This is a genomic window from Tessaracoccus sp. MC1679 (assembly GCF_014164775.1).
In the GTDB taxonomy this organism is placed as follows: domain Bacteria; phylum Actinomycetota; class Actinomycetes; order Propionibacteriales; family Propionibacteriaceae; genus Arachnia.
In genome coordinates this window covers 1-14882 of record NZ_JACJGB010000014.1, presented here as the reverse complement: position 1 = coordinate 14882, position 14882 = coordinate 1, and the positions used below count along the sequence as shown (strand labels likewise).

The window sequence follows — 14882 nt, the reverse complement described above, 5'->3', positions numbered from 1 at the left end:
TCAAGCGGAGTGCTGAAATAATGCGCGTATCGGACTTCGCGATCGAAAGGCCCTCTCATGCCCGGTGAAGCCCTCCCCCCCGTCGACACCTCCCCGGACGCGCTCCTGGTCGCCGACCTCGCGCTGCTGACCGAGCTGCACCGCCAGGTGCTCACCGAATCCGGCCGCGGCGAGCTCGCCACGCTCATGGACCGCCTCGAGGAGGCCGCCGCGGGCGCCGCTGACGGTGGTGACCCCGACGCCCCGTCGCACATCATCGAGGGCCTCCCGGCCACCACGGCAGCCAGCCTGGCGCAGACCCTCACCGTGCACTTCCACCTCATCAACCTGGCGGAGGAGCGGCACCGGTCCCGCCTGCTCCGCGGCGCCGACCCCCGCTCGGGCGACGCCACGCCGGACATGTGGCCGGCGGTCGCGGCGCTGGGTGAGCTGGCCACGCGGGTGCGGGACCTCCGCGTCCACCCCGTCCTCACCGCCCACCCCACGGAGGCCCGGCGGCGCGCCGTGTCGTCGGCCCTGGACCGGATCGGGGACCATCTCGACGACTACGACGACGCGGCCGTCGGCAGGCAGGAGCGGGCCGCCGCGCTGCGCCGGATGCTAGAGGAGATCGACATCCTGAGCCGCACCTCGCCGCTGCGCACCACCAAGCCTCAACCGTCGGACGAGGTGCGCGCGGTCATGCAGGTCTTCGACCAGACGCTGTTCCACGCGGTGCCCCGGCTGTACCGCTCCGTCGAGTCCGTGATCTCCAACGGGGACGCCGGCCGCCGCGAGCCGGCCGTGCCCGCGTTCCTCCGGTTCGGCTCCTGGGTGGGTGGCGACCGCGACGGCAACCCGTTCGTCACCGCCGAGGTGACGCGGCAGACCGCCGCCATCCAGGCTGATCACGCCCTGCGGGCGCTCGCCACGGGGGCTCAGCGCATCGCGCGCACCCTGACCATGAGCGACGACGCCACCCCCGCGTCGCCGGACCTGGCCAACTCGCTGGCCCGCGACGCCGTCGCCGCGCCAGAGCTGTTCGCCGCCATCCGCACGTCGTCGCCCAGCGAGCCACACCGCCAGAAGCTGCTGTTCGTCGCTGAGCGCCTGGCCGCCACGCGGAACGGACGGATCGAGCTCGCCTACCGCCGGCCAGAGGAACTGCTCGAGGACCTGCGGCTCATCCAGGACTCCCTGCGCGTCGCCGGCGACGACCGCGCGGCCTTCGGCGAGCTCCAGCACCTGATCTGGCTCTCCGAGACGTTCGGCTTCCACCTGGCCGAGCTCGAGGTGCGCCAGCACAGCGCCGTCCACAAGGCGGCCCTCGACGAGCTGCTGGGTCAGCTCGACGAGAAGCCGGCAGACGACGAGGGCCGGCTGGCGCTCCTCGACCGCCTGGCTATGGAGGGCTGGCCCAGCCAGGTGCAGGCCACCACCGACAGGACGCGCGAGGTGCTGGATACATTGCGCGTGATGTCCTGGCTGCAGGAGCGGTGGGGCGAGCGGTCCTGCGGCCGCTACGTGGTCAGCTTCACCCAGGCGCCCGAGCACCTGGTGGGCGTCCGGGCGCTCGCACGGCTCGCGGTCGGCGACGGTCCGCTCCGGCTGGACGTGGTGCCGCTGTTCGAGACCGGGGCGGACCTCAACGGCGCCGTCGGAATCCTTGAGCGCTGGCTGCCCCTGGACAGCACCCGCGCTTGGCTCGGCCAGACCGGCGGGCACGTCGAGGTGATGGTGGGCTACTCGGATTCGGCGAAGGACGTGGGCCCCGCCAGCGCGACGCTGACCCTCTACACCGCGCAGGGCGAGCTCGTGGATTGGGCGGACCGGCACGGCGTGCACCTCACGATCTTCCACGGCCGCGGCGGCTCGCTCGGTCGCGGCGGGGGCCCGCTGCACCGCGCCATCCTGGCGCAGCCGCCGGGCTCCGTGGCCGGCCGGTTCAAGGTCACGGAGCAGGGCGAGGTGATCTTCGCCCGGTACGCGGATGAGACCCTGGCCCAGGCTCACCTGGAGCGGCTCACCTCGGCGGTGCTGCTGGCAGACACCGAGGACGCGACGTGCCGCAACCGCGACGCGGCGGCTCGGTTCGCCGATGTGGCGGCCACCGTCGAGAGCGTCTCCCGCGAGGCCTGGTGGGAGCTGGTGCGGATCCCGGGGTTCGCCGACGTGGTGGCCGAGTCGAGCCCGCTCGAGGAGCTCGGTGAACTGCGGCTCGGGTCAAGGCCGGCCCGGCGCAGCGGCGCTACGGAGGGCCGCGACCTTGCGGACCTGCGGGCCATCCCGTGGGTGTTCGCGTGGTCGCAGATCCGGGCCAACATCCCCGGCTGGTTCGGGCTGGGCACCGGCCTGGCCGCGGTCGGGGATCCGGAGCGCCTGCGCGCGGCCTATCAGGAGTGGCCGCTGTTCGCCAGCCTGATCGACGTCGCGGAGATGAGCCTGGCGAAGGCCAACCCGCGGCTTGCCCGGTCGTTCCTTACCCTGGGCGGGCGGCCTGAGGTCACCGAGCGGGTGCTGACCGAACTGGATCTGACCAGGCGCCTGGTCCTGGAGACGATGGGCCAGTCCGAGCTGCTCGAGGCCAAGCCGCTGCTGCAGGGCCGGGTGAGCCTGAGGGCGCCGTCGATCGACGCGCTCAGCCACCTGCAACTCCGGGCGCTGCGGCTCATCCGCGACGCCGCCTCGCCGATCGACGATGCGGAGCGCGCCGAGTGGGCACGGGTGCTGCTGCTCACCGTCAACGGTGCCGCGGCCGGCCTGCAGAACACCGGTTAAGGGCCCCGGGACGCACCCGCTGGCGGGGGCGAAGGAGCGAAGCGACGACTCCACCCCGCAGGCCGAGGCACGAGCCCACCCTGCTGGCTGAGGCGCGAGGAGCCCTTCTCCGCTGGCTGAGGCGCGAGGAGCGAAGCGACGAGCCTCGAAGCCTAAGAAACCGCCGCTGACAAGGTCACGTTCCCAAGGCTTCGAGGCCGCTTCGCGGCACCTCAGCCAACGATATGGGCCGCTTCGCGGCACCTCAGCGCTGCGGGATGGCATGGGCCGCGTCGGCGAAGGCCTAATTGGCAGGTCTCGTGCCGTAGTCGGTACCAGACCTGCCAATTAGCCGCCCGACCGCCGCGGGGCGCCCACGACGGGGGCTCGGCCATCGCCTGAGACGTGGCTTCGCGCCTCCCGGTCAGGCCGGGGGGACGGGCACCGCCGTCGAGCGGCGGATGTCCAGGACCGCCCGCGCAAGAATCCACACCACGATGGCAGCGCCCGCCACCCACGCGGCCCAGTGGTCCGCGATCATCAGCAGCATCATGGCCAGCAGGGTCGGGGCCAGATACTGCATCGACCGCACGACGTAGACGCCGAACGACGGCATGTGGACGCCCCGGGAGTCGGCCACGGACTTCACCATGAAGTTCGGCCCGTTGCCGATGTAGGTCAGCGCGCCGCAGAACACGGCACCCAGCGAGATAGCCACCAGGAAGCTCTCCGGCACCGGCGGTGTGGTGCCGATCATGGCCACGCCCGGCGGCGCAGGCACCTGCGAGGCCATCTCGTAGAAGGTGGCGTAGGTGGGGGCATTGTCCAGCACCGACGACAGGCCGCCGGTGAACAGGAAGAACGTGATTTCGTTGAGCGGCAGCTTGGGCGCCTGCTGGCCGAGGAACTCCAGCGCCGGGATCATGGTGAGGAAGATGCCGATGAACAGCGCCGCGACCTCTCCGATGGGGGCCCAGCTGAACTCGTTGTCGACGTGGCGGACGCTGTGGGGAGTGGTCAGCAGCGAGGCAGCGGTCACCGCGAGCATGATCAGCTCGCGCACCGGCACCCAGGACAATGCCGTCGCATGGCCGGCCTCGATGGCGTGGAGGTCCATCGACGGCGCGAACGCCACAGCCGCGATGATCACAGCGAACCAGAGGAAGTTGATCTTGCCGCGCACCCCCAGCGGCTCGATGTGGGTGCGGTCGAACGCCACGTCCTCCGGCGCCTCGGTGGCGTAGATCCGGCGATCGAGCGCGTAGTAGCTGAACAGCAGGATGACGTTGACGAACAGCCAGTAGGGCCACAGCCCGAAGGTCCAGGTGAACGGGACGCCGCGGAGCAGGCCGAGGAACAGTGGCGGGTCACCCAGCGGGGTGAGCAGTCCGCCGCAGTTGGCGACGATGAAGATCGCGAACAGCACGGTGTGGACCCGGTGCTTGCGCTCCACGTTGGTGTTGAGCAGCGGGCGGATCAGCAGCATCGCGGCGCCTGTGGTGCCGACGAAGGAGGCCACCAGGCCACCGATGGCCAGGAAGGTGGTGTTGTTGCGCGGCGTGGCCTCAATGTCGCCCTTGAGGAAGAGCCCACCGGAGACGACGAACAGCGCCAGCAGGAGGGCGATGAACTGGGCGTACTCGTAGACCGCGTGACCCACGCGCCACGGGTCGTCCAGCGCCCATACCGCGAGGGCGACGGGCAGGCCGAGAACGAGCGCGTAGCCCAGCTGGGTGGCCGGCTTCTCCCACAGGTGCCTCGTGCGCGACAGCAGGGGGAACACCGCGATGCCGCCCAGCATCGCGACGAACGGCAGCATGCTCCACCACGGGTACGTCATCGTCGGGCTCCTCCATCGGAGCCCGCCGGGGCTCCTGGCTAGACCGCTCAGCCTAAACCGCCATCCCCGTGGAGCATGAGTCCGGTGCCGATGTTGCAGGGAGTTGCCGCCCGTCGGCTCCCAGCCGGGCCAAGAGGGCGGTGTGGGCAACCATGGCGCGGAAATGGTCCCCCAGTGACCGGCACCACGCTCAGCGCTCCATGGGGACACCGACGCTGAGGGATCGTTTCCGCGGCCCAGCCGGCACCATGCCAGCTTTTGGCATGATCGACCCGTGACCATCGGCCCACTCCACCCCCGCCTCGCGGCGTGGTACGTCGCGCACGCCCGCGACCTGCCGTGGCGCGCGGAGGGGGTGACCGCCTGGGGGGTGCTGGTCAGCGAGGTGATGTGCCAGCAGACCCCGGCAGCCAGGGTGGCCCCGCAGTGGGTGGAGTGGATGGAACGCTGGCCCGCGCCGTCGGATGTCGCGACGGCGCCGACGGCGGACGTGCTTCGCGCCTGGGATCGGCTGGGCTATCCGCGGAGGGCGCTGCGGCTGCAGGAGGCCGCGCGCGCCGTCGTCGAGGTGCACGGCGGGGAGGTGCCCTGCGGCGAGGCCGACCTGATGGCGCTGCCGGGGGTCGGACGCTACACCGCGGCCGCGGTGCGGGCGTTCGGGTTCGGGCTCCGCTCGCTGGTCCTCGACACCAACATTCGGCGCGTCCTCGCGAGGATCGACGGTGGGGTGGAGTTCCCCGTCGCCCACGAGACGGCGGCCGAGCGGCGGCGAGCGTGGGAATTCGTGCCCGAGGACGACGGTGAAGCGGCGCTGTGGTCGGTCTCGGCGATGGAACTCGGGGCGTTGGTGTGCACGGCGAAGTCGCCGCGGTGCGAAGAGTGCCCGGTGGCTGATGCGTGCGCGTGGCTGGCGGCGGGGCGGCCCGCGTGGGACGGGCCCGAGCGCAGGGTCCAGGCGTGGGAGGGCACGGACCGGCAGTGTCGCGGGCGGATCATGGCGGCGTTGCGAGGCCACGGGGCGGTCCGGCTCGCGGACGTCGCCTGGCCCGACGGAGGGCAGCTCGAGGCCTGCGCGGCATCGTTGGTGGCCGACGGCCTGGCCGTCCGGACCGACGTCGGCCTCACCCTCCCGTGAGTCCCCCTGGGAACAGGAACGCCGCTGCGACGTATTCGCCGACCTGATCCCTCCCGGTGCGATGACCCATGAGTCGAGGCCCGGGCGGCCGCTGTCCGCCGTTCGCAACCGTGAGGTCTGCACCGTCTGACCCCCGTCCGGTGCGGTGACCCATGAGTCGAGGCCCGGGCGGCCGCTGTCCGCCGTTCGCAATCTGTCGCGACCTGGTCCTGGGTCGGGCAATCGAGGCCGCCCGGGCCTCGTCTCGTGTCTCCCCGCACTGGTCTGCCTGTGGCGTCGTCTGATCCGGGCGCGTGCCGGCCGGGCGGCCCTGGTGAAAGTGAGTTGAGGCGGGAGGCCGGCCTGGTGATCCTCGGGTTGGGCATCCCGACGCGCAGCCGCCCTGCCGTCCCCCACCCTCGTGCATATCTCGCGTCGGCTCGTCTCAGGGCGGCGGATCCGGTGGCGCCTGCGTTAAGTCTGGCCGCCGGCGCTACAGCGCCGGCGGCCGAACCGAGGACAGGCGGCTCCGGGCCGCCTGCGATATAGAGCAGGCGCCGAGACGCAAGCCAGGCGCCGAGACGGGACCACAGGGCGGTGGGCGGTGGGGGCCGGGGCAGGTTGGGTGGGCGTTGATGACGGCGCGGCTGCGCGAAGCGCCGCCGCCGGCATCATGGGCGGCCCGGCCCCCACCACACGCCGTCCAACCCGACCACAGCACCGCACTCCGGGAGCAATAGGGGTCAGCGGACGGTCAGGGTCCAGGACCCCACCGGGGCCGAGCCGTCGAGCAGTTTGGCCGACACCTCGCCATCGGCGTCCGCAACCACCTCGAACCGCGACACCGACCCGTCCGGCCGCGACACCTCGACCGTCCGCGACATTCCAGGCTCGAACCCGTACGCGGTCAGCTCCACGCCGTCGGCCCAGTCGTAGTCGGGCCGGTCGTCGACGGCGCCCCACGGGATCACCGAGCCCGGGCGCGCCAGGAGCGGCAGCGAGTCGAACCCGTGCGTCTCCGTGCGCCAGCCCGGTCCCTCGACGACGCCGCCGTCGAGCACCCGCGTCCACCGCCCGCTGGGCACGTAGTACGACACGGTCCCGTCGTCGGTGAAGATCGGCGCCACCAGCAACTGGTCGCCCAGCATGTACTGCAGGTCCACCATCGCCGCGCCGGGGTCTTCGGGGAATTCGAGGAACATGGGCCGCATCACCGGCAGCCCCTCGAGGTGCGCGATCTCGCCCAACTGGCCCAGGTACGGCATCAGCCGCATCTTCAGCCGGATGAAGCTGCGCGCCACGTCGACGGCCTCGTCGTCGAACGCCCACGGCACCCGGTAGGAGTTGGAGCCGTGCAGGCGGCTGTGCGAGCTGAGCAGCCCGAACGCCAGCCACCGCTTGAAGACCGCCGGGTCCGGGGTGCCCTCGAAGCCGCCGATGTCGTGGCTCCAGAAACCGAAGCCCGACGCCGCCAGGCTGAGCCCGCCGCGCAGCGACTCGCTCATGGCCGAGAACGTGGACTCGCAGTCGCCGCCCCAGTGGACCGGGAACTGCTGCCCGCCGGCCGTGGCGGAGCGGGCGAACACGACGGCGTCACCCTCGCCACGCTCCTCCACCAGCAGGTCGAAGACCGCCTTGTTGTAGAGGTGCGCGTAGTAGTTGTGCATCCGCTGAGGGTCCGAGCCGTCGTGCCAGACGACGTCGGTGGGGATCCGCTCACCGAAGTCGGTCTTCAGGCAGTCGACGCCCTGCCGCAGCAGGCCGCGCAGCTTGTCGACGAACCAGGCGGAGGCGTCCGGGTTGGTGAAGTCCACCAACGCCATGCCGGCCTGCCACAGGTCCCACTGCCACACGGACCCGTCGGGGCGCTTCACCAGGAACCCGAGCTCCCGGCCCTCCTCGAAGAGCACCGAGCGCCGCGCGATGTAGGGGTTGATCCAGGCCGACACCTTCAACCCGCGCTCGTGCAGCCGCGACAGCATCCCTTCCGGGTCCGGGAACGTGGCCGGGTCCCACACCAGGTCCGTCCAGTGGAAGGCGCGCATCCAGAAGCAGTCGAAGTGGAACACCGACATCGGGAGGTCCCGCTCGGCCATGCCGTCGATGAAGGACGTGACGGTGGCCTCGTCGTAGTCGGTGGTGAAGCTGGTGGACAGCCACAGGCCGTAGCTCCACGCCGGAACCCGCGCGGGGCGGCCGGTGAGCGCGGTGTAGCGGCGCAGCACGTCGGCCGGGGTGGGGCCGTCGATGATGAGATAGCGCAGGCGGTGCCCGGGGACGGAGAACTGCGCCCTCGACGCGAACTCCGAGGCCAGCTCGTAGGACACGTGGTCCGGGGTGTCGACGAAGACGCCGTAGCCGCGGTCGCTCAGGTAGAACGGCACGTTCTTGTAGGCCTGCTCGCTGGAGGTGCCGCCGTCGGCGTTCCAGATCTCCACGCTCTGGCCGTTCTTGATCAGCGGCCCGAACCGCTCGCCGAGCCCGTACAGGTGCTCGGGCGCGATGGCCAGCTGTTCCCGCACGAACCGCCCCCCGTCCGGGTTGGTGAGGGCCGACGGCGAGCGCCCCGTCGACGACGTGAGCGGCCCACCCGCGCCCACGAACTGGAGGTCCCACGGCACCTCCCTGCCCAGCGTCGCGGTGAGGGTGCCGCTGGTCAGCGACACCGCGTCGTCGGTCTCGACGACCGAGACCTCGTGCCCGCCGCCGGACAACGCGAAGCTGGGCCCGGTGGTGGGCTGGTCCCAGTGCTCGATGGTCACCCCGATGACGCCGTCGGCCGGCGAGTCGACGGTGATGGTGAGGGCCGGGCAGTTGAGGGTGTCGCCGCGACTCTCGATGACGCGCGTGGGCGTGTGGGCGACCATCCGGCCGTCCTCCACCACGATGTCGGCGATGCTGCGCGGGCTGAGCGCAGTGACGCCGGGGCGCATCTGCCAGTAGCCGTCAGTGAACTTCATGCTCGGGTCCTCTCTGAGTGACGCGACACGACATGGTGCCGCGCGGGAAACTGCTGGGCGACGAGGCCGCGGAAAACCGCTCTTCCGGGCCGGTCCGACACGGGTTGCGCGTCCGCGCCCCCGCTTGGTCGAAACGCTTGCGCGGGCCTACGCTGGTGGGGCACAGGGCCGTTTGTCGACGGCGCCAGCCCGTCGGGCTGATGGGGCCACACCCCGCCGCTCCCGCCCTGGGACAAGGGGTGTCGATGGCTGGAATCCAGGAGGTCGCGCGCAAGGCGGGCGTCTCGCAATCCACCGTCTCGTACGTGCTCAGCGGCCGCCGCCCCATCTCCGAGACCACCCGCGAGCGGGTGCTCAAGGCCATCGACGAGCTCAACTACCGGCCCCACGCCGGGGCGCGCGCCCTGGCGTCGTCCAAGACCCACGTGCTCGGCCTGGTCACCCCGCTCCGCCCGGGCGTCAACGTGGACGTGATCATGCAGTTCGTCGCCGGCATCGCGACGCGGGCCCGTCACTACGAGCATGACGTCCTCCTGGTCACCGAGCCGGACGCCTCCGGCATCGAGGGTGTCTCGCTGCGCTCGATGGTGGACGGCTTCATCGTGATGGACGTCGAGTCCCGCGACAGCCGCCTCCCCACGCTGGCGGCGCTGCGGCAGCCGAGCGTGCTGATCGGGATGCCGGAGGATCCCGGCTCGCTCAGCTGCATCGACTTCGACTTCGAGAACGCCGGCTCCATGGCCGTGCGCAAGCTGGCCGCCGCCGGGCACACGCGGATCGCGCTCATCGGGTCCTCCCCCGCGGTGCACAGCCGCGGCACCTCGTACGCGGTCCGGCTGGCTCGCGGCGCCGAGCGGGAGGCGGAGGCGCACCACATCGCGCTGCAGCGCCTGGCCTGCGGCGACGATCCGCTCGAGGCGTCCCCGCTCATCGACGAGCTGGTGGAATCCGGCATCACCGGGCTGATCGTGCACAACGAGGCAGCCCTTCCGGGCGTGATCACGGCGCTGGCCCGACGGGGCCCCGAGGTGGCCAACTCGGTCGCGGTGGTGGCCATCGGGCCGAAGTCACTGCTGCTCGCGCCGCTGCTGCCGATGACGGTCATCGACATTCCCGGCACCACCATCGGCTCCACCGCGGTGGACATGCTGATGAGTCTCGTCAACGACCGCTCCCTTCCGGAGCGCAGGCTGGTGGCGCCGCGGGTCGAGTGACCGGGCGCGCCCGCCAGGAGTGCTGAGCTCAGCGCGCCGAACCGCATTGCACTCCTCCACCGGGTTGGACGATCTTTCGATTCGTCGTCGAATCATTTCGACACAAGTAGACCACGACGGCGGCTCAGGCCGCAACACCCCGCGACAGTCTCGTCGAACGATCGCGCGTGCGCAGCGTGGATAGTGCATCATTGAGGCAACGATCACCGCGGGCACCGCCGCCACTCATGCATCGAAAGGCTTCGATCTCATGGCTTCTACACCTCCCGACCCAGCCAGTTCTGCCCCGGCCGTCCCGGCGCGCCCGGCGTCCGCCCCTTCGGCTGAGTCCTCCGTCACCCGTCCCGCCCTCGAGGCACTGGTGGACGCGACGCTGGCCGGGCTCTCCGACGACGAGTGCGTCGCCCTGCTCCACCAGGTCAACCCCGCGATGCCCCACCACGGCCTGGCAGAGTTCCACACCGGCGCGGAGGCGCTGCACGGCGTGGCGTGGACCGGCACCGCGACCGTCTTCCCGCAGCCGGTGGGCATGGCCGCCACCTGGGACGCGGAGCTGCTCCGCGAGCTCGGCGAGGCCACCTCCACGGAGGTGCGCGCCAAGCACGCCGCTGATCCCGTCGGGATGTCGCTGAACGTGTGGGCGCCCGTGGTCAACCCGCTGCGCCACCCCTTGTGGGGCCGCAACGAGGAGGGCTACTCCGAGGACCCGCACGTCACCGCCGAGTGCGCCATCGCCTACTCCTCCGGGCTCCGCGGCGACCACGACGTGTTCTGGAGGACCGTCCCCACCTTCAAGCACCTCCTGGCCTACAACAACGAGCTGGACCGCTGCACGTCGTCGTCGAACCTGCCGCCCCGGGTGCTGCACGAGTACGACCTGCCGCCGTTCGTCCAGCCCATCGAGGCCGGCGTGGTGGGTGGCGTGATGGCCGCCCACAACCTCGTCAACGGACGCCCGGCCCACACGTCGCAGGAGCTGTTCGAGTCCGTGCGGGCCGCCAACCCGGACCTGCTGGCGGTCTCGGACGCCTACGCGCCCACCAACCTCACCGGCGCCGAGCGGGCCTACGCCACCGACGCCGAGGCGCACGCCGCCGCGATCCTCGCCGGCCTGGATTCCTTCACGGACCGCGACGCGGACTCCTCGCACACCCTCGGGGCCATCCGGGCGGCGCTCGGGGCGGGGCTGCTGGGGATGGAGGACGTGCGGCGGGCCGCGCGCCGAGTCCTCCTCACCCGGGCACTCACCGGGGAACTGACGCCCGAGGCGGACCCGTACGCGCACATCACAGCCGACGAGATCGACACCCCTCTGGAAGCGGCCCGCACCGTCGACCTTGGCCGACTCGTAGAGCGCCTGGTCGATGCCCGCGATCGCGGCGAGGTACATGATGGCCCCCCACCCCACGGTCTTCCAGATGCCCCAGGCCGCCATGGTCAGCCAGACGTTCTGGTCCGAGTCCAGGAACTTGGTGGGCACCGTGATCAGTCCGGAGTCCAGCATCAGCGTGTTGACAAGGCCCGTTGTGGAGAACATGGAGAACGCGATCATGTAGACCAGCACCCACGAGATGAAGTTGGGCAGGGTAGTCAGGGTCTGGATGGCGTTCCTGAACCATGGGGCGCGGATTTCGTTGAGGAACACAGCGAACGCGAGCGGAAGCACCGACGACGCGATGCCGATGAAGCTCATGCCCAGCGTGTTCGCCATCACCTGCCCGATCTGGGCCAGCTGCGTCGGCGATCCGATCAGGAGCCGGAACCACTGCAGGCCGACGAACTCGCTGCCGGAAAGCCCGAGGGCGGGCTTGTAGTCGTAGAGCGAGTAGACCCACCCGTAGAGGGGGAAGTAGGAGAAGAGGAAGACGAGGATGAGGAACGGCAGGATGCTGAGGAACATCGCCTTCGAGGGGCGCCGCCGCGACGACTTCACCTCGACGGGGGCGTCGCTTCGACGGAGCCGACGCTTGGCGGTGGCGACAACCTCAGGCTTCGGGGGCTGTACCGGCGCCGCGACCGACATCAGCCGCGTCCCTGCGGATTCGCCGGTGCGTGGGCGCCGGCGCCGAGCTGGTCACCCGGTGTGGGTGCTGGTTCCTTGTTCATCATGACTCTGCCTCCATTGGCGAAGCGTTTCGATGATTGATCCTAACCCGCGAGCTGGACCAGCGCAATAGCCCTTGTAGAGCGCTCTCAAATCCTCGAAACGCCGCAACGCCCGCCTATGCCACGGGTGCACGGCAACCGAGCTCAGCCCACCGGCTCCTGGCGGAGGTGCGGTAGCTGTTCCTCCAGAACGGCCCTGGAGCCCCCAGGGCGCCCGAGACCCAGCCTGGAGGAACATCAGCCGCAGACCTCCGACCACAACCGGTGGGCACAGGTGCGCGATAGCCTGAACCGTCGCCGCGACGAAGCGGCCCGCGAGCCCAGCAAGGAGCATCAGATGCGCATCGGCGTCCCCCGAGAGGTGAAGAACAGCGAGTTCCGGGTGGCGATCACCCCCGTCGGCGTGCACGAGCTGACCCAGCGCGGCCATCAGGTGCTCGTCGAACATGGTGCCGGGCTGGGCTCGTCGTTCAGCGACGACGACTACCGCGCGGTTGGCGCCACCATCGTCGCGGACGCCGACACCGCCTGGGGCGACGCCGAGCTGGTGCTCAAGGTCAAGGAGCCCGTGGCCGAGGAGTACCACCGCCTCCGCTCGGACCTGGTGCTGTTCACCTACCTCCACCTCGCCGCCGACGAACCGCTTGTCGACGCGCTGCTGGCGGCCGGGACCACGTCGATCGCCTACGAGACCGTGCAGCTCTCGTCGGGTCTGCTCCCACTGCTGTACCCGATGAGCGAGGTTGCGGGCTGCCTCGCGCCGCAGGTCGGCGCACACGCGCTGCTGAAGAACCAGGGCGGACGGGGGGTTCTGCTCGGCGGAATCGGAGGGGTGGCCAACGCGAAGGTGGTGGTGCTGGGCGCGGGTGTCGCGGGGCAGAACGCCGCCAACATCGCGCTCGGCATGGGCGCCGACGTCACCCTCCTGGACACGGACCTGCAGAAGCTGCGGATGAGCTTCTGGCGGTGGGACAACCGGGTGCACCAGATCGCGTCGTCGACGCTGGCCGTGCGGGAGCAGGTGCTGGGGGCTGACCTCGTCATCGGGACCGTCCTGGTGCCGGGCGCGCGGGCGCCGAAGCTGGTCACCGACGACATGGTGGCCGCGATGAAGCCGGGCTCCGTGCTGGTGGACGTGTCGATCGACCAGGGCGGCTGCTTCGAGAGCTCCCGCCCCACCACGCACGAGAACCCCACCTTCCAGGTGCAGGGATCGACGTTCTACTGCGTGTCCAACATCCCTGGCGTGGTGCCAAACACCTCCACCTGGGCGCTCACCAACGCCACGCTGGCCTACGTCGAGGCGATCGCGGACCGTCGGTGGCGCGACGCGATGCGTGCCGACGAGTCGCTGGCGCGCGGCCTGTCCACCCACGCGGGGACGCTGGTGTCGCGGCCGGTGGCCGAGGCGTTCGGGCGCGAGTGGACCGATGTCGCGGCGGTGCTCGACCCCCGCGCTGGCTGAACTGTCTGCAACTTGCTATCCAGAGCGCGGCTTCTGTGGATATGCGCAGAAGCCGCGCTCTGGATAGCAAGTTGCAGATTGTCCCCTCCCAACTAAACCAGGAAGGGGGCAACGGCGGTCTTCGGCTCCCCCGCTGGCCGAGGTGCCGCGCAGCGGCCCACTCCCGCTGGCTGAGGTGCCGCGCAGCGGCCTCGAAGCCTATGAAACGTCGGCTGACAAGGAATCTCTCTTAGGCTTCGAGGCTCGTCGCTTCGCTCCTCGCACCTCAGCCGGCGGGGGCTAAGCCAGGAAGGGGGCGACGGCGGCCTTCGGCCGGCCGATGATCGCCCGCTCGCGCACCCCGTCGCGCCTGATCAGCACAGGGCGCTGTGCCAAGGCGGGATGGGCGGCCAGGACGCGAGCCACCTGGTCCACGCTGGCCACGTCGTCGTCACTGAGGCCCAGCTCGTCGAACGCCTTGTCGCGGCGCACCAACTCGGTGGGGTCCGCGTCGAGGATCTCCAGCACGGCCAGCCAGCCGGCCTCGTCGAGTGGCTCCTTGAGATAGTTGCGCACCTCGAGGCTCAGCCCCGAGGCCTCCGCGGCCTCCAGTCCCGCGCGTGAGGTGGAGCAGCGCGGATTGTGCAGGATGGTCAGGTCCTTCATGGGATCCCCCTTCGACGGTGCAAGCGGCGGCGAAACCCCGCCCCCACCACGCTACCTATCTGCATCAGCCAGCTGATGCGGCCGAACGGATTGATCGCCGGTCAGTGTGACCGGCCGCCCTGCCCCCGCGACAGCACCTCCATCTGCTGCACCACCAGCTTCACCGCCTCCTCGGAGCGGTCCGGTGGGTACTTGTACTTGCGCAGCAGCCGCTTGATCTTGGCCCGGATCGACGCGCGCACGTCGTCGCGCACCGTCCAGTCCGTCTTCGCGTCGCGCCTGAGCATCTCCACGAGCTCGCGAGCGATCTGCCCCAGCACGGGCTGCCCGAGCACTTCGATCGCCGAGTCGTTGGCTGCGACAGCGTCGTAGACGGCCAGCTCGTCCGTGCCGAGCGGCGGGTCGAACTGCTCCCCGCGCCGCGCTTCCGACGCGATCTCCTCCGCTGTCCGCCACAGCTCCAGAAGCACCTCAGCGGAGGTCAACTGCCCGTTGGTGTAACGGTTGATCACGTCGGCCACCCTGTCCCCGAACGTCTGCTGCCGCACCAGGTTCCGGCCCGACACGCGCGCGGCTTCCAGCAGCAGCGCGGCACGCAACGCCTCGATGGCCAGCTGCGGGTTCTGCGACGCCTGCGCCTCTTCCAGCACCGACGGCGCCAGATGGTCGAAGTCCGGCGGGGTGATCTGAGCCATCTCGTAGATGTCGATGACGTCGCGCGAGTCGGTGGAGTCCTCGACGACGGCGAGCAGCGCCCGCGCCACCTCCTCCGGCACCGGCCGCCCGTCCGCCTCCCTCTCTG

General features: G+C 70.7%; 8 protein-coding genes and 2 pseudogenes. 5 read left to right on the top strand and 5 right to left on the bottom strand.

Going from position 1 to position 14882, the window contains the following annotated elements:
• Nucleotides 1–57 precede the first annotated feature (57 nt).
• Nucleotides 58–2757, top strand: coding sequence for a phosphoenolpyruvate carboxylase (locus H5398_RS16455; protein WP_182800831.1), 2700 nt, complete (start codon nt 58–60; stop codon nt 2755–2757).
• A gap of 403 nt (nt 2758–3160) precedes the next feature.
• Here the strand turns inward: H5398_RS16455 and H5398_RS16450 are convergent, their stop codons facing one another.
• Nucleotides 3161–4576 (bottom strand): sodium:proton antiporter, encoded by a 1416-nt coding sequence (locus H5398_RS16450; protein WP_182800830.1) that lies wholly within the window; start codon nt 4574–4576, stop codon nt 3161–3163.
• 274 nt (nt 4577–4850) lie between these two features.
• Between H5398_RS16450 and H5398_RS16445 the strand changes: the two genes are divergently transcribed.
• Nucleotides 4851–5711 carry an A/G-specific adenine glycosylase gene (locus H5398_RS16445; protein WP_370586158.1) on the top strand — a complete coding sequence of 287 codons (861 nt, stop codon included), beginning with the start codon at nt 4851–4853 and terminating at the stop codon, nt 5709–5711.
• A 722-nt stretch (nt 5712–6433) separates the two neighbouring features.
• Here the strand turns inward: H5398_RS16445 and yicI are convergent.
• The gene (yicI, locus tag H5398_RS16440; RefSeq protein ID WP_182800829.1) at nt 6434–8650 is read right to left on the bottom strand and encodes an alpha-xylosidase; all 2217 of its coding nucleotides are present in this window, start codon (nt 8648–8650) and stop codon (nt 6434–6436) included.
• Nucleotides 8651–8895: 245 nt separating this feature from the next.
• Here yicI and H5398_RS16435 point away from each other — a divergent pair, with 245 nt between their 5' ends.
• Both H5398_RS16435 and H5398_RS17985 read left to right on the top strand, forming a co-directional pair.
• Complete coding sequence (locus H5398_RS16435) at nt 8896–9864, top strand: LacI family DNA-binding transcriptional regulator (protein ID WP_182800828.1); 969 nt, start codon at nt 8896–8898, stop codon at nt 9862–9864.
• A 250-nt stretch (nt 9865–10114) separates the two neighbouring features.
• Nucleotides 10115–11083 (top strand): annotated as a pseudogene (locus tag H5398_RS17985) (glycoside hydrolase family 3 N-terminal domain-containing protein); the annotation flags it as partial.
• Nucleotides 11084–11233: 150 nt separating this feature from the next.
• Here the strand turns inward: H5398_RS17985 and H5398_RS17980 are convergent.
• Nucleotides 11234–11557 (bottom strand): annotated as a pseudogene (locus tag H5398_RS17980) (sugar ABC transporter permease); the annotation flags it as partial.
• Between the two features lie 750 nt (nt 11558–12307).
• On the opposite strand from H5398_RS17980, the gene ald reads away from it, so the two are divergent.
• On the top strand, nt 12308–13435 hold the full coding sequence (ald, locus tag H5398_RS16425) for an alanine dehydrogenase (RefSeq protein WP_182800846.1): 1128 nt from the start codon (nt 12308–12310) through the stop codon (nt 13433–13435).
• 279 nt (nt 13436–13714) lie between these two features.
• Here ald and H5398_RS16420 read toward each other — a convergent pair whose 3' ends face one another.
• Both H5398_RS16420 and H5398_RS16415 read right to left on the bottom strand, forming a co-directional pair.
• Entirely contained in the window at nt 13715–14080 is a 366-nt protein-coding gene (locus H5398_RS16420; protein ID WP_182800827.1) for an ArsC/Spx/MgsR family protein, read from the bottom strand.
• A gap of 101 nt (nt 14081–14181) precedes the next feature.
• A partial coding sequence (locus H5398_RS16415; protein ID WP_182800826.1) for a type I restriction enzyme endonuclease domain-containing protein occupies nt 14182–14882 on the bottom strand: 701 nt, incomplete at its 5' end.

Coding starts and splice junctions, on each gene's coding strand:
- H5398_RS16455 (WP_182800831.1), top strand. CDS start 58: ATGCCCGGTGAAGCCCTCCCCCCCGTCGACACCTCCCCGGACGCGCTC.
- H5398_RS16450 (WP_182800830.1), bottom strand. CDS start 4,576: ATGACGTACCCGTGGTGGAGCATGCTGCCGTTCGTCGCGATGCTGGGC.
- yicI (WP_182800829.1), bottom strand. CDS start 8,650: ATGAAGTTCACTGACGGCTACTGGCAGATGCGCCCCGGCGTCACTGCG.
- H5398_RS16435 (WP_182800828.1), top strand. CDS start 8,896: ATGGCTGGAATCCAGGAGGTCGCGCGCAAGGCGGGCGTCTCGCAATCC.
- ald (WP_182800846.1), top strand. CDS start 12,308: ATGCGCATCGGCGTCCCCCGAGAGGTGAAGAACAGCGAGTTCCGGGTG.
- H5398_RS16420 (WP_182800827.1), bottom strand. CDS start 14,080: ATGAAGGACCTGACCATCCTGCACAATCCGCGCTGCTCCACCTCACGC.